A 24,134-nucleotide genomic window follows, 5' to 3' on the forward strand; every position below is an offset into this window, starting at 1 on the left:
TAAAAACACCAATCTTTATGTCCGTTACTGCAAGCGTGCGTTGAAGAACGCAGCTGATTCACCGATAACCAGCTCCCATTTACCCGCCTGCGAAAACCCATGATCGGCTCCCGCAACCTCTACCCATTTATTCGGCACACCTTTATCATTGAGGATATTAGTAAACTGCTGGTACTCGGCTTTGCTACCATCCGGAAGATCGCCTACCGCGTTTGATTCGGGGCGTATATTGATGGTTGCCTTGCCCCGTCCCTGGTAAGCTACCCATAGTGGGCTGGCTGCCATATACGCCAGCACATTAGCCTGCACAGGCTCCGCTCCTACCGCCCTGTAGATCACTTCACGGATCCTTGGGTCCAGCGCCTGCACCTCCGCCTCATTCTGAAATGCGAAATTAGTGGCGCCTGCCCAGTTGCCCGCAACTTTAACACGGCTACCTGTATTCTTATCCCCATAGGCATAAAGCAGTGCTAATGTACCACCCGCACTATGCCCTGCAATAGCCCATTTATCAGCGCTTATACCCCATTCGCCGGATTTGGATACCGCCAGGTTAACCGCCGCCTGAATGTCATTCAGCTGGTCTGCTATCTTTACCGGGCTGGGTTTATGTACAATAGGATCACTGAGTACACCGTCTACATTCACCAGGCGATAGTTTACATTAAGCACAGCAAATCCTTTGGCTGAAAATTGTTGCGCATGTGCAGAAAATTCTGATTTATCGCCAGCCACAAATCCCCCACCATGTAGCATTACCACCACGGGCGTTTGTTCATTTCTGCCTTCAGGAAGATATACATCCATCTTTTGTTTCGCATCATCACCAAAGGTAACATCCGTGATAACCCTTGCTGCTGCAGAACTTTCTTTGTCCTTCTTACAGGAAAAAAGCAGGAAGCAGGTACTTATAAAGAGATAAGCAACAGACTGTTTCATGTGGTATTTTTATAAATAAAACAAAAACTGTTCCCATTTGCTGCTATATCCGGAATTGTTTAATTCATTACCTTTCATATATTTTAACCCAAACCGAGCGAATGAATAAAAGGGCATTGCTTATCATGTGGATGCTGATGATCATTTTTTCCGGCCTGGCACAAAACCCGGGAACCTTTGTCGGCTACGGAACACTTCCTGTTAAAACACCCGATTCATTACTGCAACAGTTGAAACATGCCGGCAATATAAAAGAGAAAATGCGGGCAGCGCAACCGCTATTAGCCTTTCATGCCTCCCATGGCACTACAGATTCCGTTATTTTTTATGCACAGCAGCTGATCGCCGAAGCAAACGAAAACCCTGACAAGGCCACCCTGTACAACATGCTGGCAAAGGCCTACCAGGACAAAGGATTATACGAGGAAGCTTTGCGTTTTTACCTGGAAGGCATCAGGATAACAGAAACACTGGGCGATACGGCCAGCTTTAACGACAATAAACTGGGCATAGCTAATGTGTATTTCGCCCGTAATGAATACAACAAAGCTATTACAGCCTACAACGAATTACTGGCCACCACCCTGGATGAACAAATAAAACATATCGTATACAGGCAGCTCAGCCAAATCCACTTAGAACGAAAGGAACTGGTAAAAGCACAGGAATACGCCGCAAAGGCACTGACCTTTTTCCACCAGTCCGGCCAGCTAAAAAACGAGTTGCAGGCTAAACTCACACTAGGCATCATTGCAGAACTCAATCAGCATGCTGATACGGCGTTCACCATTTACAATGAAGTGATCAATATCGCACAGCAGCGCCAGTTCTTCGACGTCTATATCAATGCAGGGCAAAGATTGGGCGACCTCCTGATTGCAAAACAGGATTATGAAAATGCCAGGGGTCTGCTTACCATGGTGTATGCCAATGCCATGCAATGGAACGACATGAAGGCACAACTGAAAGTACTGAATAGCCTGCGCAACCTGCATGCCGCCATGGGCGATTATAAAAATGCCTATGCTCTCATGACGCAATTAATGGGTATTTCCAGGGAAGTGCAGGACAAGCAAAACAAAAGAGAGATCAACGAACTGGAGATAAAATACCAAACCGCACAGAAAGAAAAAGAGATCCTGAACAAGGAAAACGAACTGAGCCAGCAAAAAACAATAAAGTACAGCCTGTTGATCGGATTCTTAGCCATCCTGCTGCCCGTGATAGGCTTATTGTATATGTATTACCAAAAACTGCAGGCACAAAGTAAGCTGAATGCTACGATGGAGGAAATGAACCAGCAAAAGATCACCGCGCTGCTAAAAGATAAAGAACTGGAATTGCTGAAGGCCTCCGTAACCGGACAGGAAAAAGAACGGAAACGGATCGCCGGAGAACTACATGACAGCATCGGAGGCAACCTTGCCGCTATTAAGCTCCAGCTTTCTAACCTCGGGGTAAAAGCGCTAATAAAACAGGTAGACGAAACTTACCACCAGGTACGTGATCTCTCTCATGATCTTGTTCCTCAAAAATTCAACAACACAGGATTTACCGAACTGATCGCGGGCTATCTCAGGCAATTCGACCTCCCCGGAAACGCCAGGATATCATTTCAGGCTTATCCCCCGGAAGAAATAGAACGCATCGAAACAACACTGAAAGTAGAGATCTATAAAATAATGCAGGAACTGATCACCAATGCCCAAAAGCATAGCCAGGCATCAAAAGTGGAAATACAGCTGACGCAGTTTGATGGCATGCTGAAGCTGCTGTTCGAAGACAACGGTAAAGGTTTCGCCACAGAAACCACCCGGCAGGGCATCGGCCTTCAGAATATACGGGAACGCCTGAAACTTTTCGATGGCGTACTTTCCATTGATTCATTCCCATCGAAAGGCACAGTAATAGACATTGAAATACCTTTAAAATATGAAGCATAATATTATCCTGGCGGATGATCATAAGCTGTTCCTGGAAGGACTGATAAAATTAATTGAGAAGGAAGCAGACCTTCATGTGCTGTATTATGCCCATAACGGCAAACTCATCATGAATTACCTGGATCAGCATCCGGACCAGCAGGTTGATCTTGTTATTACAGACATCAGCATGCCCGATGTAAATGGTATTGTGCTGAATAATCACATCAAGGAAACCAGGCCGGAGATCAGCACACTGGTGGTAAGCATGCATACCGACAATAACATGATCGATGCACTCATTCAGCAGGATGTAGATGGCTATATCTCCAAAAATGCAGATTCCGATGAGTTACTGGCCGCGATCAAAGCGATCCTGAAAGGCGGGAAATACTTTTCAGAAGCCATCAAACAGGATTACATGAACAGTGTTTTCAACAAGGAAAAAGAAACACTGGAAATGCTCACCTCACGAGAAAAGGATGTACTGAAATTAATTGCGGAAGAGTACACCACGCAGGAAATTGCCGATAAGCTCTTCTTAAGCAAACATACCATTGAAAGCTACCGTAAAACCCTCATACTAAAATTAAAAGTACGCAACCTGGCAGGCCTTACCAGGTATGCCGTAAAATTAGGACTGCTCAGCTAACCCCCTGAAAACAGGGTATTGATTTTCACTGGAAACGATGTTGTTGCCCCCATCGTGCCGGGATACCTTTGTTGCATAACAAAAACCTAATATTATGATCTACGGAATTACCTTAATCCTGCTCAGCATCATTGCTGTACCCTCTCTGATCTTATCTAAGAAACCAAACGCAAAGGAACTGCTGGAAAAAGTTGAACCCTACCAGGGTTGGATCGGTATCGTTTTCTGCTTCTGGGGAATATGGGGCATAGTATCTGCCGTATTAAACTTAGGCTGGCTTACCTCCGCTCCCATCTGGTGGGGAACACTGATGGCAGGCAGCCTGGTAGAAGCCTGCCTGGGATTTTTGCTGGGTTTCCCCCTCATCAACAAACTGTTCCTCTCCAACAACGATAAAGCCCGGGAAAAAGCCGCACGCATCAGGGCGAAGGTTGCCCCCAAACAAGGCCAGCTTGGCATATTGGGTATTATCGTAGGTGTATGGATGATTGTAGCTTCTTTCTTGTTCACCATTGCTTAAACAGACACAAATGAAAAAATTAATACTGGCTGCCATCATATCACTGGCAGCGTTGAACAGCCATGCCCAGGAAAAGGAGACCACCATAGAAGTCAGGGGTGTAGCCAAAATAAGCCGGGAGATTGAGTCCTACCTGATCGATTTTGCCATAGCTGTGGATTATGGTGAAATGGAAGGCAGAAAATCTTTCGAAGATCTGAAAAGCGCCTTTTTTGCCAAAGCGAAAGCTGCCGGTTTTGAAGAAAGCCGGTTTAAAGAAGACAAAATGGGATACCAGGCCCTGCAAATGTACAGGGAAGGCAGTTTATTTACTTTTGAAACCCGCAATAAGGATGAACTGCTGAAAGCGGCTAAACTGGCAAATGGAGGGGGCGTTATCACCATTACGGGCACACGGTTAAAGTTCCAGCCACTGAAGGACGAAGAAAAACTTTTTGATGCCGCGTTCCGAAATGGCAAAGAAAGGGCTGCCGGCATTGCAAAGGCCATTAACAAAAAAACGGGAACAGTACTTACCATCACGGAGTATGCCCCACTTGATACAGGGTCTGAAGATAATTTCTATTATAAGCGCCCTGTAGAGCAGGATTACTACCTGATCATAAAATTTGCTGTTGAGTAGCCGGCCATCATTCATTTTTGACCCAAAAATCTAATTCAACATGAAAAAGATCATCTTATTTTTATTAATACTGGGAGGAGCAGCCGCATGTAAAAAAGAGAATATGCAGGAAGTGAATGCAAATAACCTGCAAGGCACCTGGGAAGCGACAAAAAAAATCTATATTTATTATGAGAATGATAAGGAAATAGAAAGAGAAGAAGCCACTGTTCAACCCAAAAAGGATGTATTTGTATTTGCAGGGGACAGCCTTTTATTATACAGAGATGATAAGCGTACGAGGGACAGGTACACCTTCACCTTAAATGGCGGCAACCTGGATGTACGGGAAAGCAATTACACCACACATTTCAAACTCAAATGGTACCAGGATACACAAATGAGCATAGCGCAGGAAGAAACTGACCAGGGTTCAACGGGCGTTAAAACACGCTATATCCAGGAGACTGTTTTTGTAAAAAAGTAGCCAGATAAAAACGATGCAAATGAAGGCATTTATTCAAAATCAACCCGGTGAGCAGGATGCAAAACCCAAACCCAATCTCAATCATAACAACCAGGGACTTCTCTATTCGATACTGATCCTTGTGAGTATCCCAATGGGAATAGCCATTCCGGCACTCAACAGGCTCACGGCCATCGGCAAGATCCAAAGCTGGGTGATGTATGGGATCCTGGTAGTGTTGGGCCTGCTCACCCTCGCCCTCATTGTTTCCGTCACTAAAAGAATGATGATTAAAAACATCATCGAACAAAAAAAATATTACCGGCTGGCCGGGAACCTTACCTGGTTGCCGCAGGAAAAAAGAGAAGCTTTGCAACTACAGGCCCATTCCTGTTATCATGCCGGCAGTTGGGTAGAAACACTTGAATACTGGCCCTCCGAGATAAGACTGCCCGGGAAAACACGCTTTACTACCTTCCAGGTTGTTTCGAAAGAAGACAGGCTGGCCAGTAACGACGAAGCCTGGAAGGTGCTTTCCGAAAAAACATATACCGAGCGGATAGATGCCCTTTATGCGGGCATGCATAGCAGGCTCTTTGCAGCAGATAAGCAGGTAATGGCTGTACAAGACAGGAACTTTATGATCTCCCGGCTGGGAGAATTAACCCAGCTTCCTGAAAGTTATATTACATCCTGCTGGGAGCCGCAAAACGGTAAACCGGCCATACTGGTATGGGCATTCGACCTGCAACGTGTAATAGAGCTCTCCAGGACTTCTTTTATGGCCGGGATCATTTCCGAACAAAAAGCCTGGGAGCAGATCCTTAAAGCCTCCGATTACACCCATGCGCTTTTTGATAACTATACTGATTTCCTCAACAACTATCGCCTCGGGCATGCCTATTGGTGCAACGATTTCAAACTAACCAACGAAGAGGCACAAATGCAGAAAGCTTATGATCATGACTGCGAATGGCCAATAAAAGGCGTAACATGGACGAAGAAAAGCACTTTACCCGAAGTGATCCTGAATGCCTGCAGGGAATATGTAGAAGAAGACGTTAAAAAGAATACCCGGCATACCATCGGGTTCCAGTCAGAAAATAATGATAACTGAAGCATACCCTGCACTGCCACAACTGGCCACCTATTTATATCCAAAATAGTAAACCTTCTGCATCTGTTTACCCAATGTTGCTGTAATACCCATCGGCAAAAGGGATTCCTGCAATTTGGAAAGATCTTTAGTGAAGATAGTGAGGTTGAATCTCCGTTTGCTGAACGGCTCACTATTTTTGAGAACCACCATACCGGGAAATGGCCCCTGCAATGGTATGATCATAGCCGCGAGAGAGTGGTTTTCCAGCGAAACAACACCATCAGCGTCGCTAACCTTACTTTGTATTGCTTTCGGATCTGCAAGGTTCGCCAGCAGTTTAATGGTGTCCGTTACTTCCAGCGTAAGTACTTCCAGCAGGCTATCACGCGTTTCCAACTTTAGTTCAAAGTTATTCATGAGCGTATCCAGCACATGGCCTGCTTCCGTTTTCTTTTCACTTTTATAGCAATAGGAAAGGAACGAATTGATCATAGCAGGTGGCAATACCACTTGTATATTGCTTACATTCAGCAGTTGCGCAAAGGCATATTGCGTATTGATACCAATCCTGGTTTCATTATACAACTTACCGGGGCGGGTGAAAAGAAAACCAGAACCCCTGGGCACGCTCTCCAATGGGCCCACGCTGAAATACTCTTTGATGTCCTGGTTATCCTGTACTGAGTTGAAAACAATTTTTAAAGAATCATAGATGGGACTGGTACGAACAGCCAGATTGGCTGACGGAGGCGCAACTACCTTTTTACGGGCAAGGAAATCCGTTATCATACCTTCTGTGAGTTCATAAGCCGCACCGGCCCATTGCACCTGCATACGGTCATCTATAAGCGCGCAGAAAGGAATGGAGCTGATCCTGAAATTTTTGAATGTTTTGCCTGTGGTGTCTGATACTACTGCGGTAGTAAATACTACTTTGGCGAGCAGCTTTTTCACTTTCGCCTCGTTTTCATCGGTGAGAGAAAGAAAACGCAGCCGGTTATCCTGCTTGTAGGAGTTTGCTATGGAATTGAAGTGTGGTACACCTGCAATGCAGGGCGCACACCAGGTTGCCCAGAAATCCACGACGAGGAACTTACCCCGGAGGTTCTTATCTGGCGGCACATTACTGATCCAGTGTGTAATGTTGAGCGGAAGCACATTTTCCCCGCTCTTGATCTGCGGAAAGGTTTGAAGGGAACAGGTTAAACTGAACAGGAGGAGGATGAATTTTCTCTGCATAACAAAATGTTTACAACCCTAATCTATGAAATCACCGTAGATTATCCTCATCTAATTTCCTGCAAGTAACCTGCCTTTCATAAAAGGTTTAACCTGCTTTCTTTCCTGCCTCTTTATCTCCCCCGATAATATTCAACCGACTTATCAGTTCCGGGTAAAATTGCTTCGAAAGCGCCAAAGGCACTCCACCCACCACTACCAGGTCCTTTTCCTTCCCTATTTCCTCAAGATAATTGAGGGACACGGCAAAGGAACGGTGAATTCTGACGAAGAGGCCTTCCGGCAATTGACTCAACGTTTTTTCCATAGTAGCGCGTACCTGATAGGAATAATCTTTTGCCAAAAACCTAAGATAATTGTCCTCCGATTTAAGTATCATGATCTCAGCCAGGTTAAGTCTTACTAACCTGCGATCATCCCGGATAAAAAATGGCTGGTTCATCATAATGGATATAGTTGGGTGTTAGATCTTGTGCTTAAACGGGTTACGTTCAAATGTAACGAAAAAAACCGTTTTGCAAAACCTACTGACACTTTGCTGCCATCCTTCAGTGATCCTTCAGTGGTTTTCTGCGGCAGCAAGACTTTGAGGATGTTTGGCTGAAGGATGGCAGAAGGATGGTAGAAGGCTCACTGAACAAACACCATTTTTTCAACCTGAAAATTTCATTCACCCCACCTGTTTGTACACTGAGACCACAAAACGCATGCACCGATACCACATATTCAAAGATCGGGTCCTCTTCCAAAGTACTTTTGTATTGTCGATCGCCACAAAGGGAGCATCGCTTAGGTGAACGGAGAGGAGCGACTCCTGTAACCTTCTCCCATAGCGGCATCGGCACTGAACGAAACAATTTTAATTCATCATTTAAAACAATTTTTTTATGGCTAATATTAACGAAAACCTCCTCGTGAGAGGAGCAAGAGGTAACGTAGGTAAACAATTTGTTTACCGCAAACATGGTAATAATACCATGATCGCACGAATGCCCAGGATCAATGAGAATGCGGTAAGCACAGAACAACAACTGGCAAAACGCGAACTCTTTGCATCTGCCGCAATGTATGCCCAGGGAGCAATTCAATCAGCTGAGCTGAAAAAAGAATACCAGAAGAAAGCTCCCCCTGGCAAAACAGCGTACAACATGGCATTGCGCGACTTCCTGAAAGCGCCTGTAGTAAAGAAGATCAATACCGAAAAGTACAATGGTACGCCCGGTTCAACGATCATTATTCATGCAAAGGACGATTTCAGGGTAGCTGAAGTAAAGGTGAGTATTTACCTGGCTTCAACAGGCGATCTGTTGGAAGAAGGGAATGCAACACTGGCCCCTATTAACCGGGAACAGTGGATCTATACCGCCTCTCAGGCTAACGCCTCCATGGAACCTCTTAGAATCGTAGCTGCTGCTACGGATGTTCCGGGGAACAAGGCCGTGCTTGAAGTCACGCTGTAGTTATCACACATAAAAAGGGTTGCGCTGCACAGCGCAACCCTTTTTCCAATCTAATCCATACCGCCTTCATGTTTGAACAGAGATATCTGAATGCCGGCGTTCCCGTTTTCATCTCCGATGTCCTGACATGCATTAGTCATAGCCTGTTATTTAATATTGGATGCACCTTGAGATATTTTCCATAAACACCGTATATTACTTAAAAGCAAATAAAGTTTTTAATGTCAAAGACCTTACTTACTGTAGTTATCTTATTAGGATCAATATCCACATATTGCCAAACCCAGGCACCTAACATCATTTACATCCTCACAGATGATATGGGTTATAGCGATATCACTTGCTTCGGAGGGCAATTTGTACCCACGCCCAACATCGACCGTATCGCAAAGAACGGCAGGAAATTTACCAACTATTACAGCGCTGCTCCTATTTGTTCTCCCTCAAGAGCAGGGCTTCTCACCGGCATGTATCCCGGCAGATGGAATTTCTCCACCTACCTCGATAATAAAAAACACAACAGGAATGCGCAACAGGCAGATTTCCTCGACCCCGCAGCGCCATCCATCGCCAGGTTCTTTAAAAAGGCCGGATATGCAACAGGCCATTTCGGTAAGTGGCATCTTGGTGGAGGAAGAGATGTGAAGGATGCTCCCGGCTTTGAACAATATGGCTTTGATGAACATGCCAGCACTTATGAAAGCCCAGACCCTGACCCTTTAATCACTGCAACAGACTGGATCTGGTCAGATAAGGATAGCATCAAAAGGTGGGAACGGACAAAGTATTTTGTAGATAAAACACTTGATTTTCTAAGCAGGCATAAAGGGCAACCCTGCTTTATCAATCTCTGGCCGGATGAAGTGCATACACCATGGGTCCCCAAAAAAGATTCCATGAACAGAGAAGGACAAGCCGCCTTTAAACTGGTCCTAAAAGAATATGATGTGCAGATCGGCAGGCTGCTGGATGGGTTAAAAAAATTAGGCATCGAAAAAAATACCATCATCATTTTTACCAGTGATAATGGGCCGTTACCAACCTTCCAGGGCAGCAGGGCAACAGGATTCAGAGGATCAAAGTTATCTTTATATGAAGGAGGTATCCGAATGCCTTTCATCATCTCCTGGCCAGGGCATGTTCCGGCAGGAACAATTGATAGTTCCTCTGCTGTTAGTGCAATAGATATCGTTCCTTCACTGGCTAAACTAAGCAACGTTTCCCTTCCCAAAGATTACCCTGGTGATGGAGTTGACAGAAGTGCTGTATTACTGGGAAAACCGGCGGCCAGGAACAAAGAAATATTCTGGGAATACGGCCGTAATGATATTGCATTCGCCTACCCGAAAGGCAATAATATTAATAATAGAAGTCCCAATCTGGCAGTACTTTCCGGGGACTGGAAACTATTAATGAATAGTAACAGTACAGAGGTCCAGCTCTATAATATAAAGAAGGACAAAGTCGAAACAAATAACCTTAAAGACAGCGAACCGGCTGTAGCAGCACAACTGAAAGATAAATTACTGCAATGGTGGGATTCACTCCCAAAGTTGACACAGTAAAAAGTATCATACCTAGCTATTTCAGTTCAATCCACACAGGGGCATGATCGCTTGTTTTCTCCCAGCCCCGCACATGTTTATCAACACCTCCACGGGAAAGCCGGTCCCTCAGATGCGGGCTTATTAAAAAATGATCGATCCTTAGCCCTGCATTCCGTTCCCATGCACGGCGAAAGTAATCCCAGAATGTATAAATAGTTTCTTCAGGATAAAGATGCCGGATAGCATCTGTCCATCCCTGCTTTAACAGGCCATCAAAAGCAGCTCTTACCTCTGTGCGGAAAAGCGCATCATTCACGTACTTCTCAGGTTTATAAACATCCAGTGTGGTTGGCATAACGTTATAGTCTCCTATCAGTATCACAGGTACATCATGAGCGAGCAGCTTTTTAGCATGTGCGGTCAATCGTTTATACCATTTGAGCTTATATTCGAACTTCTCGCCCGGATATGGATTACCATTAGGGCAATAAAGACAAACGATCACTATCTGCCCAACAACTGCTTCAAGGTAACGGCTCTGAACATCATCCTTATCTCCGGGAAGGGAACGCCCCACTTCCTGGATCGGCAGGGAACGTGAAAGGATCGCAACGCCGTTCCAGCTCTTCTGCCCATGCCATACAGCCTGGTAGCCTGCTGCCTGGATCTCAGCCAAAGGAAAGCGCTCACCGGGTGCTTTCAGTTCCTGCAAACAAACAATGTCCGGCTTTGCCTCCTGCAGCCATTGAAGCAATACAGGCAGCCGGGCATTTATGCCGTTGATATTATAAGTAGCAATTTTCAGCATGTCTTTTAAGATTATATATTCGCCAATAAATCAAAATACGGGGCTAACAGGATATAATAAACACCTTTCTTAAGCCCGATAAACACACGCCTTTGCCTGGCGCATAGTGTACATTTTTTTAGCATCGTTGAATCCAGCAAACATTGTAAACCAATCTCCTGCATTAAATATACCCAATTACAGGCAACATCACATGACAAACAAACACTACTTTATGTAAAGTTTATTTTACATTATGGAATATATGCTTTACTTTTACAGTAGTTTAAATTGCCGGCATTTAAACAGACCTCTATTGATAAATCACCTTAAACTTTAAAAAAATGAAGCTTAAAAATCCAATACCAGGGATGCAGACACTGCTTCCCGGAACAGCCATGTGCCTGCTGGTTGCCCTGTTCCTTTTCTCCTGCAATAAGGATAATGATGCAAATCCCAATGCCGGAAACGAAAACCTGGCAGCTGCCGCAAAGGCCGTTACCGGTAACCTGGTACAGGGAAACGTAAAAGCAATTTCCGGTCCGGAAGGTTTGATATTGCACATCAATGATCTTGACATCCTGGTGGAGAAAGCACTTGGCAATACCCTCTATGCATTGCCGGATATGCCTTCAGCAGCAGTCATCACTTCAGAGTATGGATTGATCCTGAAAGACCTGGCCCGCGGCAATGTATATTTTCTTGTAAACAACGATGAGGAAAGCATCAGCAAATTCAATTCCGTCGCTTCTCTTTTTCCTTCCATCGTGAACATCAACAAAATATTCGGTACAACGATCGTACGAAACAGTTAATACAACTGTATCTGCTAATTGATTCCCCGGTCCTGTACAGGACCGGGTTTTGGTGTTTAATATAAATGTTAACCCAGCGATATACAGGGCATCAAATCGCTAATTGACGAAATACGGTCATAAAAACCGTTGTACATCTTACAACAGCATGTGATTATCAACCTATTGCAACATGGCGTGCCACTTGCAACTACTGGTGCGTACACAAACTTCTTATATGAGAGTACTGATCTTCCTTACAATCTTATTTATTCAACTAAACACAAGTATTATGGCACAATCCAAAAAGCCGGCAAAAGCAGAAAACGATGAACAGATCTTTTTGCAGGTGAGGAATTTTTTAAAACAGCTGAATGCCGGAGACGGTAAGCCTATCGAAAAGCTAAGTCCTAAAGACGCGCGGGATGTTTTATCAAATGCCCAAAGCTCAGTTGCCTTTGATTATTCAAACATCGAAGAATCAGAGAAGATCATCACACAGGATGGTGAATTTGTGAAGCTCCACATTGTAAAACCCTTACATGCTAAACCGGATGCTCCTGTGTTCGTATACATTCATGGCGGCGGATGGGTATTGGGAGATTATCCCACGCACCGGAGGCTCGTAAGGGACCTGGTTGTAGCAAGCGGTGCCGTAGCAGTTTTCCCTGATTACACTCCATCTCCGGAAGCCCAATATCCTGTAGCCATCAACCAGATCTATGCTACTACAAAGTGGGTAGCACAACATGGCGGCGAAATAGGTGTGAATGGTAAAAACCTCGCGGTAGTGGGTAATAGTGTTGGTGGAAATATGACGGCGGCAGTTGCCCTCATGGCAAAAGACAAAGGTGGGCCGGAAATAAAACTCCAGGTGATGTTGTGGCCTGTTACGGACGCTAATTTTGAAACAGGTTCCTATAATGAGATGGCCAAAGGCAGGTTCCTTACTAAAAAAATGATGGAGTGGTTCTGGGATAATTATTTACCTCAAAAGAAAAAGCGGGAAGAAATTTATGCCTCTCCTCTAAGAGCTTCCATTGATCAATTAAAAGGTTTACCTCCGGCTTTAATTCAGACAGCAGAAAATGATGTGCTCCGCGATGAAGGAGAAGCATATGCACGCAAACTGGATGAAGCGGGTGTACCTGTAACGCTTACCCGGTATGGCGGTTTGATCCATGATTACGGATTATTAAATGCACTCGCGGAAGTGCCGGCTGTTAAAACTGCACTGCTGCAGGCAGCCGCTGTTATTAAAAAATCATTGAACGACTAATCACCTAAAAAAACAAATGTATGTCTATCAAACAAATCGTTGCTACAACAATGCTTGCAACAGCTGCTATTACATCCAACCCCGCTGAGGCACAAGTTAAGAATGTAGTATTGGTACATGGTGCTTTTGCCGATGGCTCCAGCTGGTCAAAGATCATTCCCCGCCTGCAAGCCAGGGGATTGAATGTTATTGCCGTGCAAAATCCCCTCATTTCCCTGGAAGAAGATGTAGCGGCAACTAAAAGGGCCATTGCCTTAATGGATGGTCCGGTTCTGCTCGTAGGGCACTCTTACGGAGGCATGGTGATCACAGAAGCAGGTAATGATCCCAAAGTGGCAGGCCTGGTATATGTTTGCGCACTGGTTCCCAACGATGGGCAAACGGTAGTGGATGTAACGTCTGCATTCCCTGCTGCACCCGGCAGTGGAGAGTTCAGGCAGGATGCATCTGGTTTCCTGAGCCTGTCGCCTAAAGGTATCAATGAATACTTTGCGCAGGACCTGCCTGCCAAAGAAAGACAGGTATTGGTAGCCACACAAACTCCCTGGGCCGGGAAAGCCACCGTCACCAAAATTTCAACAGCTGCCTGGAAGGATAAACCATCCTGGTTCATTGTTGGTACAGAAGATCTGATGGTACCTGTTGATCTTGCCAGGGCGGAAGCAAAAATGATAAAAGCGAAAACCACCGAACTGAAATCCAGTCATGTGCCCATGGTTTCCCAACCTGAAAAGGTGGCGGAAGTCATTATCAATGCAGCACAGGGATTATAATAACCTGCTATGAGAGATCAGGGACCCGGGCTGGCTGGCCTGGGTCCTTAATTGATTGATCATCAAATTCATGCTGAAAATTTCCTGGAAATATGTCCATTTGCCGGATTGTGATTGTTATACCTATGAACAATCTGTTTATTCAGCATGAAAACGAACAATACACTCCTGGTTAGCTTCCCGGCAGACACAAGCGCTAAAGCAATGAATAGTCGCATCAGGTCACTGGAAACGGAACGCCGGATCCTCCTGGAACTGGGAAACGACATCACAAAGGTCAGAGAGAAAACCGATCTCATCACCATCTTTTCATCCAGGATCAGGGAGCTGTATCCTTTTTCGCATGCCATTGTTACCCTTATCAACCCCGATGGGGAATCATATACACCATTCCTGCTAGATCCCGGGTCCTCCCTCATTCAAAATCATGCCTTATATCCACAGCTGGTGACCGGCCGTTTCCCGATGAATGAACCATTTATACAGGAGGTGATAACAAACGGGGAGCCTACTACCTTCTTATTGGAAGATGTGATGGATCTCCCGGGAAGCCCTGTATTCCTGAAGGTCAACTATGAACGGGGCGTTAGGGTGATCATGATGACACCCTTGAAAGATAAAGACCAGATCATCGGTTTCCTGCATACTTATACAAAAGATCCGGATGGTTTTTCGGAGGAATTTAAAAGCATCATTACCGGTATTGCGCCACAGGTTTCCAGCGCTGTTGCCAATATCATTAAGTATGAGTCTATCAGTCATAATGAAGCTGTCAACAAAATATTGCTATCGCTAAGCAAAGAAATGGTAAAGGTGAGGGACAGGCAGCACCTGCTGAAAGTACTCAGTTCCGGCCTGAAAGAGATCGTGCCTTTCTCCCGCAGTATGATCACGGTGATGGATGAAAAGGAAGAGTATTATAAAGCCTATCTGATCGATGCCGAGTTGCAACTGAAAGAACTGACAGATTCCGGAGATGCATTGCATATGGCTACTCCTGCAGAAGATGGCATCTACGATATCGCCTCCCTATATTATAAGCCCCTGGTTTTTGATATGAAGGCATTCGACCTGGAAAATTCTCCGCGCTGGTTCAAGCTGCACTATGAAGCCGGCGCCCGGGAAATGATCGTGAAAATACTGGGTGGGAATGGTACATCTAAATACACCTTGATGCTGTTTTCCGCAGAAAAAGGCACTTTTGGCCCGGAAGCCGTGAACATCGTCAATCATATTTCCGGTCAGCTGTTTGCCGCTGTGAGCAATATTTCAGCTAATGAAGAAATACTGAAACGGGAAAATGAAAAATCATTCCTGCTCGAATTCAGCAACGATATTGCAGCAGTAAGAAGTAAAGCCGACCTCGCAGAAGCAGTACGTAAAAGTCTTAAAAAACTAAACTCACTGGATGGTTATGCCATCCGCAAGATCAACGAAGACCAGGTTACCTCTACCACTTACATCTATGACGAAACGCTTGCGGAACACAACGATGAACTGGTGCAGGAAATACTCACGGCTAAACTGCCTATTGACGACGGATTGCAGAACAGGGTACTGAACAGTGATATCCCACTCTACTTTAGCGTAAACGCAGAGATCAACCGGGGTAATAAAGCCCGCTACCTGGAACTCTGGAAAAAGATAGGGTTCAAAACTGTTATAGGCACGCCTCTCCGCAGCGGCAATGTAACGCTGGGCATCTTGTGGCTTGGCCTCGAAGATATCAACATGCCCTTACTGCAAGGCATCTGTGCCCAGATCTCCATTGCCATGCACAACATCATTGCCAATGAAGAAATATTACGCCGTGAAAAGGAACAGGCATTCCTGCTCAAATTCAGTCGTGACATTGCCGAACTCAGATCTAAAGATGACCTGCAAAGGGCTATCTCCAATGTTTTGCAGAACGTATTGAATATAAAACTGGTGATGATCCGCCTCATTGAAGAGGACGGCGCCTCACTCCTCCCTTACATGTATGATGAAAGTGTGTTCGAAGAAGAGGTAAAGCCCTTATTCAGGGTACTTGCTGCGAGGATCATTGATATCACTGAACCGCTGACTGCGAGGGTACTTAAAAACGATGGGCCGGTTATATTCAATATCGCAGAGGAGATAAAAAAGAGCGATGCCGGCCCCATCGTTCAGTTCTGGCAGAATGTAGGCATGAAGAACGCATTTGGGGCACCCTTGCGTGTAGGATCCACCAATATCGGAACACTCTGGCTGCTGACGGATGAACTCAACCTCACCATCCTGAAAGGCATCTGCGCCCAGATCTCCATTGCTATTTCCAATATACGCGCCACTGAAAAGATCCTGGCCTATAAACAGAAACTGGAGAATGAAAACGATTACCTGAGAGAGCAGATCAAAACCATCTATAATTTCTCAGAGATCGTAGGTAATGGTCCGCAAATGCAAAAGGTATACCGCCTGATGACGCAGGTGGCCGAATCTGCTTCCACCGTATTGCTACTGGGAGAAACAGGCACCGGCAAGGAACTGATCGCCCGCGCCATCCACAATTCCTCTCCCCGCAAAAATAAATTAATGGTAAAGGTGAACTGCGCCGCTTTACCTGCCCACCTCATCGAAAGCGAACTCTTCGGTCATGAAAAAGGTGCTTTTACAGGAGCAATAGACAGGCGGATCGGGAAGTTTGAACTCGCCAATAACAGCACACTTTTCCTGGACGAGATCGGTGAAATGCCACCGGAGCTACAGGTAAAGTTATTACGGGTACTGCAGGAACGGGAACTGGAAAGGGTTGGAGGGAAAAGCACCATCAAAGTAGATGTGCGCATCATTGCAGCCACCAACCGTAACCTGGAAGCGGAAGTACAGGCAGGGCGTTTCCGGTCTGACCTCTACTACCGGCTGAATGTTTTCCCTATTCATCTGCCCTCTTTAAGAGAACGCCTGGAAGATATTGAACCACTGGCTAATTCATTTATTGCCAAATTCAGTAAGAACATCGGCAAGAAGGTAAGCAGTATTTCCTCCAAAGTACTGAAGCAATTGAGGAATTACGACTGGCCCGGGAATGTACGCGAACTGGAACATCAGATTGAAAGAGGCATCCTGCTCAGTGAAGGAGACATTCTCCAGGAAGTACATCTGCCACTCCGCCAGCAGGAGGAAGAGGGGAAAGGAAATTCATCTTCTTCCAAAACACTGGAACAGATCGAACGAACATACATCATTGAAGTATTGAAGCGATGTGGTGGAAAAATTTCCGGGGCCGGCGGGGCAGCGGAAATACTGGAAGTGCCGGGCACCACACTGCATTCTAAAATGAGAAAACTGAAGATCGCAAAAGCAGACTACTTTATAAAATGAATGAACAAAAACGAAGGGAAGGCTGGAACATACATTGTTCCAGCCTTCCCGCTTTATTTCGTGAACACAGCGTGCAATCCTCTTAATACAGTGAAAGGCAACGCTCAGGAACAAATTCAACTAATTGGTTTATAAACAATTAAACAAGTGGCATTTCACTTGCAAACTATTCGTTACAAAAAATAACAGATCATGAAAATCGTAGTAATTGGCGGGACCGGCCTTATAGGATCCAAAACAGTAAAAAAACTTCTTGGGTTTGGTCACGAAGTCATTGCAGCATCTCCTGCGTCAGGCGTAAATACTATCACCGGCGAAGGACTGGCCGAAGTGATGGCGGGTGCAAATGTAGTGATCGACGTAGCCAATTCTCCTTCTTTTGAAGACAATGCCGTGATGGATTTTTTTAAAACCTCCGGCCGTAACCTATTGGCTGCAGAAGCAAACGCTGGCGTAAAACATCACATTGCATTGTCTGTGGTAGGAACAGAAAGACTGCAGGAAAGTGGCTATTTCCGTGCAAAAGCAGCCCAGGAAGATCTGATCAAGAATTCCGGCTTACCATATTCCATTATTCATTCTACACAGTTTTTCGAATTCCTGGGTGGCATAGCAGCATCAGCCGCTAAAGACGAAGCCATCCATTTATCGCCTGCACCCATACAGCCTATTGCATCAGACGATGTAGCAGCTGCTGTTGTGGATGTTGCACTGGGAGGGCCGTTAAACGGAACAGTTGAAATTGCAGGTCCTGAAAGGGTAAGCCTCTCTGCGCTTGTAGCACGTTATTTGAATAACGTGAACGATCCGCGCACCGTAATTTCTGATGTAAACGCCAAATACTTTGGCGCTCCGCTCAACGACAAAACACTGATTCCCGGCGATAATCCACGCATTGGCCAGATCAATTTCGAAACGTGGTTCGCTAACCAGCCTGCCAGGAGCTAAACTTTCAGGGCTTGCCAGGTGCCGCTTGTAACGAAGATGACGGGTGTCAGCTCGTTGCGGCTGTTGTATATGGCATGTGCTTTCCACCCGTTCGCGCATGAATGCCCGCCAAACGCCGGCGCAATTTTTCGCGACACCCGGTCAACAACGCAACGACACATCGGCGCCGGGCAAGCCAGAAAGTTTCATCAACAAAAATTCACTCATTTTAAAACAGTAATAACATGCAGGAATTCCTTTTAGTGATCCACAGGGATCTTACCAGTGCCAACCCAACACCCACGCCTGAACAAATGAAAGAAGCCCTTAAGCCTTACCAGGAATGGGTAGCGGGAATTGCCGCTCAGGACAAACTGGTTACACCTCCCAAACGTTGGGATGTAGACGGCAGGGTGATTAAATTCGAAAAGAAGAAAGAACAAGTGTATAGCGGCCCTTATGCTGAAAGTAAAGAATCCATCGGCGGGCTTATCCTGATCAAAGCAAAGGATTATGACGAAGCGGTTGAGCTGGCAAAAGGTTGCCCGATCATTCAGTATGGCGCCATTGTTGAAGTGCGGATGGCAGTACCTGTAGCGTAAAAAAAGCCTCCCGGTACACTGAAGTGCCCCCGAAAAGTTAGATACTTTTCGGGGGCATATCATGCCGGGAGGCTTTTTTTATAAGGGTTCTCCTGGTTACACAAAGCAAGGGCTGGCAGACCTGATGATAAGGTCTTTAATTGTTCAGCCTGCGCTTTATTTGCCCGATCTTCTTTTCAATTAAGGCGATATCCACAGGTTTGTTCACCTGTTTTAATGCAGTTTCATAATGCTGCATCGCCTTTCTGTCGTCAATATGTGTATATAGGTTTCCTAACAATGCGTAGTAAAAGTAATTATCCTTCAATCCCAGCTTCTCTGCCGCTATGATTGCTTCCTGTTTGCCTCTTGCCTTGGAAAGCGCGAAGGTGCGGTTTAAGGCCGCAATGGGTGAATACTCCAGGATCAGCAGCTGGTTGTACAGGTCAAGGATGTTGTTCCACTTTTCGCTGGAGTCTTCTTTATGGGTGTGCCAGTATGCAATGCCAGCTTCCAGGTGGTACCTTGTTAACACAGCGGTATCTGCAGCCTGGTTGAGATAATACTCACCCCGTTCAATCAGCTCACGGTTCCAGAGCGTTTCATCCTGTTCCTCATACAGTATCATTTCTCCTGTTTCATTCATCCTTGCTTCAAAACGGGAGGCATGAAAACACATTAAAGCCAGTAATGCATTCACGGCCGGCTGATTGGTGTGCGGCTGTTCTACCAGGAGGTAATTGAGCCGCATGGCCTCCACACAGAATTCTTTCCGCAGTACATTATTATGGGAGGTAGAGTAATAACCTTCAGAAAAAAGGAGGTACAAAGCTTTCAGCACCGTTTCCAGGCGGTCGTTTATTTCGGAGAAGGTGGGCTGCCGGATCTTTAGTTCCGCATCTTTCAGTTTCTCCTTTGCACGTTCCAGCCGTTTGTATATCACGGTTTTGGTGGTCAGGTAAGCATCTGCTATCTCCTGCGCGCCGAAGCCGCAGAGCAGGTTTAAAGCAAGCGCTACCTGCGATTCCGTGGGGATGGAAGGATGGCACACCGTAAAGATCATTGCCAGCTGACTGTCTGTAATATTACGGGCAGAAAGATCTATTTCTATCTCCTCCCCTTCCGGGATACTGTAGCGGAGGTCTGTCAGCAATTTCTGTTGAAAGAAGTTGTTCCTTTTCAGCCAGTTCTTTGTTTTATTCTTAGCCACCGTATATAACCAGGCAGTTGGATTTTCAGGTACTCCCCGGGCACTCCACGATTCGGTAGCTGCCAGGAAAGTATCACTCACAATATCTTCTGCCATTTCTATATGTTCAATGCCAAACAGCGAACTCAGTACCGAAACCATTTTCCGGTACTCCATTCTAAACAGGTGAGGTAACAATTCTTTTTCCTCCATAGCCCTCTCTTATCCCTGTGCCATACGTATCTCTACTGAACCTCCCAGTTCCAGGATCGGCGCTCCCTTTGCAATTTCAACAGCCTCATCATAACTTCCTGCCTTAATAATTACAAATCCTCCGATTGATTCCTTGATCTCCGCATAAGGGCCATCTGTTACACTCTTATCATGTTTAAGCACCTTCCCCATCGATTCCCATGGTTGTAACGGTCTTGCCAGCACATCGCGGCTCTTAAGATCATTAAACCATTCCCGCCACCGGCTCAAATGCGCCTGCAGTTGTTCCGGTGACGGTTGAATCTCCTTTGTTTTGTAGTCTCTACGGAATACCAATAAGAATTCATTCATATTTCATGGTTTTTTCTTCCTGTTCCTCAGCCAAACTGTCCTGCCCTGTAAGTTCCTACTGCGGCCGGGTTAGTGAAGGCTATATTAAAGCGGTTCCAGGTATTGATAGTGGACACCGCCAATGTCAGGTCTACGAGTTCTTCGTCTGTGAACTGCTCTTTTACCCTTGCATACACATCATCCGGTACGTGGGCAGCAGTAACTGCTTCAGCCCATGCCAGCGCAGCTCTTTCCCTGTCAGTAAAGAACGGTGTTTCCCGCCATGCGTTCAAAGTGAATAAACGCTGGGCATCTTCGCCATGTGCCAGGGCATCCTTTGAATGCATATCCAGGCAGTAAGCACAACCGTTGATCTGCGATACGCGCATGTCCACCAATGTTATCAATTTCTCATCAATCAGCGATTTCTTAAGATATGCGCCGGTATGAAAGAGTGTTTTAAGAGCGCCCTGGCCCTTTTCCTGAAAGTTAATCCTTTGTTCCATTTTTTATTTAATTTATTGTTTCTATTATAACAACTGAATTCCCCATTTTCGACAAATTCTCCTAAAAAAATTTATTTATACCAGGATATCGTTCCGGGCCTTTATAGGATCAGGTAATTCTCTTTCACCTAATATTTCCCTGAGATCTATTTCTATTGCCCGGCAGATCTGGGAAATGGGCACATCGTTGGAGCTTCCCTCAAAAGGGTTCTCTGTACTTTCCCCTACCTGTTCCAGGGAGGTGTACATCCAGGATATGAGTACACTAAAGGGGACCACCAGCCAGATCATATGCCCCTTCATTACTCCTGCTACCATGCCATTCAATTTGTCGAACTCCTGCAACATGCCAAATGGCAGAAGGCAGCAGAACATGCGTACAAAAATAGTATTGATAATGGAATACTGCCGGGGATAAGGTGTTTCTTTGATGGATTCGCACTGCCCCTGCTGAATGATGAAATTATTGTGCATCCGCTGCATTTCTATAAAGTGGGCAAGTTGGATCGCTTCACTGTCATAAGCCGTTTTGATGGTCTGGTTCTGCAACACCAGCAATTGCGTTGCTTTGTTATGCATACCTGAAATATGAGCCAGTTCCTCTTTGGGGATATATTTCAACATCTCATCCTCGAAGGTATGTTGCCTTTCAGGAATACTGTAGTAACGTTGGTATTCTGCATTGTAACGTGCGTCTGCCACTTCCCATATACGATTTTCCCGCATCTGGTAACGTAGCGTTGTGAGCCAGGCAAAGTGCCGGTAGAACAGCTTACGTACAAACGCTTCGTCCTGGAAGTAATCGTGGCACATGATCGCCCAGGCTTTGCTGCTATTACTGATATTGGTCCAAATGGTATGGCCGTCCCAGGTCCGGTTGTACGTTTGTGTGTTCTTAAATCCTACGATAAAGGCAGTAGCGGTACCTAAAAGCGAAACTACCGTCCAGGGAACTACAAGCCATCTTATTCCTAAAAGATGATACAGTATCACCGGTATGATGCCCAGTATGATCAGTGTGTAGATCTTTCTCCTTGTCCAGAAAAGAAAAGCAGCGAATTTATAAGATTTTCCTATGTGCATGTATAAATGGGTCTATTTGTTCGTTTCATCTTCTTCCGCATCATCCGTTCTGATCTGATCATCCAGGAACTCACTGCCATCGTAAATGTCTTTTTCATGGATTGGATCCAGGGCTTCTTCCACCGTGGTCACCTTTGGCGTTGTATTATTGCCTCTAAAAAGGCTCCTAAAGATCTCGGATAGCGCTTTCATGATTGTTGGATTTAGTTCATGAAGGGTTTGCAACCTATGTGCCACAGGGTTAACATGTTTAAGATCAATTAATTAATTGCAGGAGTAAAAGTTTAACGTAGCGATATATCGTTTTTACACGGTATATAGTGAGCGGTTTGTTTCTTACATTTAACTTATGAAAAACACCGATAACTTCCAGTTTGAACTAAGCCCCGAAAATGGTTTAGTCGAAAAGTATCGCCCGCTACTTCCCGAAAAACTCATCTCCTTCTGGCAGGAACATGGTTTCGGCACAATAGCAGACGGATATCTTAAAATTGTGAACCCGGATGATCTTGAGCCATCACTCAGGGAAATCTATAGCCCTGTATATAAGAACCCCATTGTAATGTTTGCCACCGGTTTGTCTGATCTTATTATCTGGGAAAACAATTATACCATACTGCTTGATCCCAGGCATGGTACTTCTAAAGTACTTGAATCCGGTTTTGAATACTTCTTTGAGGACATCAATGATGCTGATTACATCAACGACGACCTGGAGGGGGCAAATTATTTTTCAGCAAAAGAAAGATCAGGCCCTGTTGCTTTCGATGAATGTTATGGGTACGTGCCTTTACTCGGTTTGGGAGGCCCGGAAAAAGTGGGGAACCTTCAAAAAGTGAAGATGAAAGAACATATTTCCCTGATCGCACAGGCCATAGGCAAAATCCAGTAGTTATGCTTAACTGAACCCCTCAAAATATACAAAACTGATACTGTGCTTATCGAAATTCCTTATTTATTTTTACCTGCATGATAAATAACGGCTGGATAAATGGATTCATCGGCATATTGATATTCAGCGGTTCGCTACCCGCCACAAAAATAGCTGTTCTTGACTTTAACCCCGTATTCGTAACAGTTGCCCGCGCAAGTATTGCAGGCATACTTGCCCTTTGCATCCTGCTGCTATCTAAAGAAAAGCGGCCATCAAAAGAACAAATCCTCCCTTTAGTTATGGTAGCAGCAGGCGTAGTATTAGGATTCCCCTTACTGACGGCCCTGGCCCTGCAATACATCACTTCCGCACATTCTGTTGTATTCCTGGGCATGTTACCACTTACAACAGCCATATTTGGTGTAATACGTGGCGGAGAACGTCCCCGCCCGGCATTCTGGTTATTCTCTATCCTGGGAAGTTTACTGGTAGTAGGTTTCGCCGTTGCCCGGGGGCTTTCCGCATCCCCTCTTGGAAATACCCTGATGCTGCTGGCCATTATTGTATGCGGACTGGGCTATGCCGAAGGAGCCAAACTCTCAAAAACAATGGGAGGGGCACAGGTTATCTCCTGGGCATTGGTATTGTCTTTGCCTTTTATGGCACCTGCTGTATTCTTCTTCCTTCCCTCCTCCTTTTCCGGGATCAGTACAGCAGCCTGGATCGGACTGGCTTATGTTTCATTATTCAGTATGCTGATCGGGTTTATCTTCTGGTATCGCGGTTTGGCCCAGGGAGGTATAGCTGCCGTTGGACAGTTACAATTACTGCAACCTTTCTTTGGATTAGCCCTGGCAGCTACTTTACTGCATGAACAGGTGAGTTTGGGCATGTTAGGGATCACATTAGGGGTGATCCTCTGTGTAGCCGGTTCTAAGCGATTTGCGAAGTAACACAAAAAATATTCCCCAAATACTTTGAAATACAAAGTACTTTTACTTAACTTTG

General features: G+C 45.4%; 25 protein-coding genes. 16 read left to right on the forward strand and 9 right to left on the reverse strand.

Annotated features, from left to right (window positions below):
• Positions 1-24: 24 nt before the first annotated feature.
• Positions 25-939, reverse strand: coding sequence for an alpha/beta hydrolase (locus BUR42_RS12445; protein WP_074239543.1), 915 nt, complete (start codon positions 937-939; stop codon positions 25-27).
• 101 nt (positions 940-1,040) lie between these two features.
• Here BUR42_RS12445 and BUR42_RS12450 point away from each other — a divergent pair, with 101 nt between their 5' ends.
• From BUR42_RS12450 to BUR42_RS12475, 6 genes are all read left to right on the forward strand, one after another.
• Positions 1,041-2,882 carry a tetratricopeptide repeat-containing sensor histidine kinase gene (locus tag BUR42_RS12450; protein ID WP_074239544.1) on the forward strand — a complete coding sequence of 614 codons (1,842 nt, stop codon included), beginning with the start codon at positions 1,041-1,043 and terminating at the stop codon, positions 2,880-2,882.
• The gene (locus tag BUR42_RS12455) at positions 2,872-3,513 is read left to right on the forward strand and encodes a response regulator (RefSeq protein ID WP_074239545.1); all 642 of its coding nucleotides are present in this window, start codon (positions 2,872-2,874) and stop codon (positions 3,511-3,513) included. The genes BUR42_RS12450 and BUR42_RS12455 overlap by 11 nt, the downstream gene beginning before the upstream one ends.
• A gap of 94 nt (positions 3,514-3,607) precedes the next feature.
• Positions 3,608-4,033, forward strand: a complete 426-nt coding sequence (locus BUR42_RS12460; RefSeq protein ID WP_074239546.1) for a hypothetical protein — start codon at positions 3,608-3,610, stop codon at positions 4,031-4,033.
• A 10-nt stretch (positions 4,034-4,043) separates the two neighbouring features.
• Complete coding sequence (locus BUR42_RS12465; protein ID WP_074239547.1) at positions 4,044-4,655, forward strand: SIMPL domain-containing protein; 612 nt, start codon at positions 4,044-4,046, stop codon at positions 4,653-4,655.
• A gap of 40 nt (positions 4,656-4,695) precedes the next feature.
• Positions 4,696-5,121, forward strand: a complete 426-nt coding sequence (locus BUR42_RS12470; RefSeq protein WP_074239548.1) for a hypothetical protein — start codon at positions 4,696-4,698, stop codon at positions 5,119-5,121.
• A gap of 19 nt (positions 5,122-5,140) precedes the next feature.
• Positions 5,141-6,217: a DUF1266 domain-containing protein gene (locus tag BUR42_RS12475; protein ID WP_074239549.1), complete on the forward strand. Its 1,077-nt coding sequence runs from the start codon at positions 5,141-5,143 to the stop codon at positions 6,215-6,217.
• 30 nt (positions 6,218-6,247) lie between these two features.
• On the opposite strand, the gene BUR42_RS12480 is transcribed toward BUR42_RS12475, so the two are convergent.
• Positions 6,248-7,438 carry a TlpA family protein disulfide reductase gene (locus tag BUR42_RS12480; protein ID WP_074239550.1) on the reverse strand — a complete coding sequence of 397 codons (1,191 nt, stop codon included), beginning with the start codon at positions 7,436-7,438 and terminating at the stop codon, positions 6,248-6,250.
• 88 nt (positions 7,439-7,526) lie between these two features.
• Complete coding sequence (locus tag BUR42_RS12485; RefSeq protein WP_084185537.1) at positions 7,527-7,883, reverse strand: LytR/AlgR family response regulator transcription factor; 357 nt, start codon at positions 7,881-7,883, stop codon at positions 7,527-7,529.
• Between the two features lie 442 nt (positions 7,884-8,325).
• On the opposite strand from BUR42_RS12485, the gene BUR42_RS12490 reads away from it, so the two are divergent.
• Both BUR42_RS12490 and BUR42_RS12495 read left to right on the forward strand, forming a co-directional pair.
• A complete protein-coding gene (locus tag BUR42_RS12490; RefSeq protein WP_074239552.1) occupies positions 8,326-8,898 on the forward strand; it encodes a hypothetical protein in 573 nt (190 codons plus the stop codon).
• Positions 8,899-9,119: 221 nt separating this feature from the next.
• Entirely contained in the window at positions 9,120-10,463 is a 1,344-nt protein-coding gene (locus BUR42_RS12495; protein WP_074239553.1) for a sulfatase family protein, read from the forward strand.
• 16 nt (positions 10,464-10,479) lie between these two features.
• Here the strand turns inward: BUR42_RS12495 and xth are convergent, their stop codons facing one another.
• A complete protein-coding gene (gene xth, locus BUR42_RS12500; RefSeq protein WP_234979663.1) occupies positions 10,480-11,253 on the reverse strand; it encodes an exodeoxyribonuclease III in 774 nt (257 codons plus the stop codon).
• 323 nt (positions 11,254-11,576) lie between these two features.
• Here xth and BUR42_RS12505 point away from each other — a divergent pair, with 323 nt between their 5' ends.
• The 6 genes from BUR42_RS12505 (at position 11,577) to BUR42_RS12530 (ending at position 18,952) form a co-directional block, all read left to right on the forward strand.
• On the forward strand, positions 11,577-12,047 hold the full coding sequence (locus BUR42_RS12505; protein WP_143197428.1) for a hypothetical protein: 471 nt from the start codon (positions 11,577-11,579) through the stop codon (positions 12,045-12,047).
• Between the two features lie 271 nt (positions 12,048-12,318).
• Positions 12,319-13,305, forward strand: coding sequence for an alpha/beta hydrolase (locus BUR42_RS12510; protein WP_074239555.1), 987 nt, complete (start codon positions 12,319-12,321; stop codon positions 13,303-13,305).
• 20 nt (positions 13,306-13,325) lie between these two features.
• On the forward strand, positions 13,326-14,078 hold the full coding sequence (locus BUR42_RS12515; RefSeq protein WP_074239556.1) for an alpha/beta fold hydrolase: 753 nt from the start codon (positions 13,326-13,328) through the stop codon (positions 14,076-14,078).
• Positions 14,079-14,225: 147 nt separating this feature from the next.
• Positions 14,226-17,423, forward strand: a complete 3,198-nt coding sequence (locus BUR42_RS29990) for a sigma-54-dependent Fis family transcriptional regulator (protein WP_234979664.1) — start codon at positions 14,226-14,228, stop codon at positions 17,421-17,423.
• Between the two features lie 192 nt (positions 17,424-17,615).
• Positions 17,616-18,371, forward strand: a complete 756-nt coding sequence (locus BUR42_RS12525) for an SDR family oxidoreductase (protein WP_074239557.1) — start codon at positions 17,616-17,618, stop codon at positions 18,369-18,371.
• A 224-nt stretch (positions 18,372-18,595) separates the two neighbouring features.
• The gene (locus tag BUR42_RS12530; protein ID WP_074239558.1) at positions 18,596-18,952 is read left to right on the forward strand and encodes a YciI family protein; all 357 of its coding nucleotides are present in this window, start codon (positions 18,596-18,598) and stop codon (positions 18,950-18,952) included.
• A gap of 136 nt (positions 18,953-19,088) precedes the next feature.
• Here the strand turns inward: BUR42_RS12530 and BUR42_RS12535 are convergent, their stop codons facing one another.
• From BUR42_RS12535 to BUR42_RS29565, 5 genes are all read right to left on the reverse strand, one after another.
• Positions 19,089-20,333, reverse strand: coding sequence for an RNA polymerase sigma factor (locus BUR42_RS12535; protein WP_074239559.1), 1,245 nt, complete (start codon positions 20,331-20,333; stop codon positions 19,089-19,091).
• 9 nt (positions 20,334-20,342) lie between these two features.
• Positions 20,343-20,684: a YciI family protein gene (locus BUR42_RS12540; RefSeq protein WP_074239560.1), complete on the reverse strand. Its 342-nt coding sequence runs from the start codon at positions 20,682-20,684 to the stop codon at positions 20,343-20,345.
• Positions 20,685-20,710: 26 nt separating this feature from the next.
• Entirely contained in the window at positions 20,711-21,169 is a 459-nt protein-coding gene (locus tag BUR42_RS12545) for a carboxymuconolactone decarboxylase family protein (protein WP_074239561.1), read from the reverse strand.
• Positions 21,170-21,244: 75 nt separating this feature from the next.
• Entirely contained in the window at positions 21,245-22,252 is a 1,008-nt protein-coding gene (locus BUR42_RS12550; protein ID WP_074239562.1) for a bestrophin family protein, read from the reverse strand.
• A 12-nt stretch (positions 22,253-22,264) separates the two neighbouring features.
• A complete protein-coding gene (locus BUR42_RS29565) occupies positions 22,265-22,444 on the reverse strand; it encodes a hypothetical protein (protein ID WP_143197429.1) in 180 nt (59 codons plus the stop codon).
• Positions 22,445-22,601: 157 nt separating this feature from the next.
• On the opposite strand from BUR42_RS29565, the gene BUR42_RS12555 reads away from it, so the two are divergent.
• Both BUR42_RS12555 and BUR42_RS12560 read left to right on the forward strand, forming a co-directional pair.
• Positions 22,602-23,144 carry a T6SS immunity protein Tdi1 domain-containing protein gene (locus BUR42_RS12555; RefSeq protein ID WP_074239563.1) on the forward strand — a complete coding sequence of 181 codons (543 nt, stop codon included), beginning with the start codon at positions 22,602-22,604 and terminating at the stop codon, positions 23,142-23,144.
• Between the two features lie 77 nt (positions 23,145-23,221).
• Positions 23,222-24,079, forward strand: a complete 858-nt coding sequence (locus BUR42_RS12560; RefSeq protein ID WP_074239564.1) for a DMT family transporter — start codon at positions 23,222-23,224, stop codon at positions 24,077-24,079.
• Positions 24,080-24,134: the final 55 nt, after the last annotated feature.

Source organism: Chitinophaga niabensis (genome assembly GCF_900129465.1).
GTDB classification, from domain to species: Bacteria; Bacteroidota; Bacteroidia; order Chitinophagales; family Chitinophagaceae; genus Chitinophaga; species Chitinophaga niabensis.